Source organism: Vibrio sp. 1978 (assembly GCF_033344345.1).
Window position 1 is genome coordinate 1 of sequence record NZ_JAWPOP010000966.1, and the last position, 527, is coordinate 527.

The following is a 527-nucleotide window of genomic DNA, read 5'->3' on the forward strand; positions in this document are numbered from 1 at the left end:
GTCATCGTTGATCACGTCATCGGTTGAGTCCATTCACACGGCCTTAATTGATGGGTGGACCATGATGATCGGCTATTCCAGTGGTAAAGATTCTGAAACGGTCTTGCACCTGTTCCTGATGGCCCTGATCCGGGCTGTAAGGAGTGGGGCGACCATCAGCCAGCACCACTTCATCTTGCACACTGACACACTGATCGAAAGCCCAGAGGTAAGGTGGCTGGCGGATCAGAAACTGGCCGAGCTGGAGCGTTTCATTGCGAAGGAAAACCTTCCTCTGACCATCGTTCTAGCAAAGCCTGGGATCTCGCAGAGTTGGACGGGCCGAATCCTTACTGGGAGGGGGTTGCCTACGTTTTCCAACTCCACGGCCCGCCAGTGTAGCCAGGATTTAAAAATCACCTCTGCCAAAAGAGCGAAGGCAGCTTATATGCGAGAGCTTCCCAAAGAGGTTCGACAGAAAGTCTGCCTTTTGCTGGGCAGTCGTGATGCTGAAAGCACTATTCGTGCGGCCAACATTGCAAAACAGC

The 527-nt window shown here is 52.9% G+C and carries 1 pseudogene; it reads left to right on the forward strand.

What is annotated here, in order from left to right:
• Positions 1-61: 61 nt before the first annotated feature.
• Positions 62-527: pseudogene (locus tag R8N49_RS30135) on the forward strand (phosphoadenosine phosphosulfate reductase); the annotation flags it as partial.